The 1787-nt window shown below is 44.8% G+C and carries 1 protein-coding gene; it reads left to right on the top strand.

The genetic code is table 11. The features are described from left to right. Nucleotides 1-142 precede the first annotated feature (142 nt). Nucleotides 143-1600 carry an ISNCY family transposase gene (locus HMPREF0240_RS23175; protein ID WP_009005819.1) on the top strand — a complete coding sequence of 486 codons (1458 nt, stop codon included), beginning with the start codon at nt 143-145 and terminating at the stop codon, nt 1598-1600. Nucleotides 1601-1787 lie beyond the last annotated feature (187 nt).

Raw genomic sequence — 1787 nt, 5'->3', positions numbered from 1 at the left:
TAGGTAATTGCGAAACTCTACACCCCGCATAAATGCGGGAAATTATTTACTACAAAATAAAACAACTCCTCACTGGTTTATGGTAAAATTGAGATGTCGAATAACAATTAACCATATCCACCAGTAAAGGAGTTGTGCTTTTATGATACCACACAAACAGCTTTCTTTGGCAGATATTTTTATCGATTGCCAAAATAAATTTGATAACGACAAATATGCGTTCCTTGAAACCCTCTCACAAACCATTGACCTTGATGAAATTGTCCCGGTGTCTTTCATTACTCATTTCCACGCTGTCACCGGCAGGCCCCGTGTGCACCAGCTTTACCCTATGCTGTGGGCCCTGTTGTTGCAGCGCATCTTTTCTATCCCGATGGATTCCCTTCTTATCCTATTCCTGAAATATTCCCAGGAACTACGGGATTTCTGCGGGTTTGACCGGGTTCCTGACGCTTCTAAATTCACCCGCTTCAAGCAGGATTTTCTATTGGATCTACAAACAATGTTCGATAACCTTGTCGACCTGACCGAACCAATCTGCCAGACCATCGATGTTTTCAAAGCCTCTATGGCCTTGTTTGATACTTCCGGGATTGAGGCATGGGTGACAGAAAATAACCCGAAATACGCAAACACCCTGATCAGACAGCTCAAGGCTTTCAAAAAGGCGAAGGGGCTTGAAGATTCTTACGACCCTTATAAAGCCGCTTATGCTTCCATGCCTACCCATGCCGCCGCAAATCCCGCCATACAACAGATGTATATCAACGGGCATTTCTGCTATGCCTATAAATTCGGTATTGTGACCAACGGCCTTGGCATTGTGCGTGACATCACTTTCTATAATAAAGAGTTCCTTGCCGCCCATCCGGACATCATTGTAGAGAAAAAATCGGATTCTCCGGACGAAGACAAGAGCCTTGCCGATTCCAAAGCCTTGATCCCCGTGTTAAAGGATTTTTTCCTAAAACATCCACTCATCAATCCCAAGGTATTTTTGGGCGATTCAGCTTTTGACTCCATTTCGATCTATAAATATCTTCTGCAGGAAGCGCCTTTTGAAAAAGCATTTATCCCCCTTAACGGACGGATCGCCCTGGAAGATTCTGACTGTCCCCTTAATGAAGATGGGCTCCCCTGCTGTCCCAAAAACTCCACCCTGCCAATGAAGCGCGAAGGAAGCAAGTCACATCTGCGCTGCGGGCTTCCCACCATGAAGTTTGTCTGTCCCAAGATGAAGTGGAAATATGATATGTCCACCCAAAAATCCAGACGGGTCTGTGAATGTGAAGACCCCTGTACAGATTCCTCCTGTGGGCGGATGTTCTATATCTATCCGGAGAAGAACCTCAGGGCTTACCCTGGTACCGCCCGTGGGACACAGGAATGGGATGATACATACAAGATTCGGGTAAATGTGGAAAAAGCGATCAACCATTTCAAGGACAGTTTTTGTGTGGCAGGCCGTAAGACACAGAATGAAAAAACACTCCATGCAGATCTGCTGCTGGCTGGTATAACCCAGCTGGTAACTGTTATGGTTGCAGACAGGCTTCATAAACATCAATATATCCGTAGCTTAAAGCCACTTATAGCGTAGCATTTAGAGTCCCCACAAAAAGCGGAGTCTCAAGTTCCTGCTATAAGTGCGCCCTGTTTTCGCGTCTTGTTAGTATTCAGAGAATACTTTCCACATCGCCAACCCATTTGATTTAATTTGGGTATCCATATCCATCCAAAGTTTATCTGCTACATGATTTTTTTCACCTCGTTTCGCAATTACCTAA

The organism is Clostridium sp. D5 (genome assembly GCF_000190355.1).
Lineage (GTDB): Bacteria > Bacillota > Clostridia > Lachnospirales > Lachnospiraceae > Faecalicatena > Faecalicatena fissicatena_A.
This window is presented reverse-complemented; position numbering and strand designations above follow the sequence as displayed.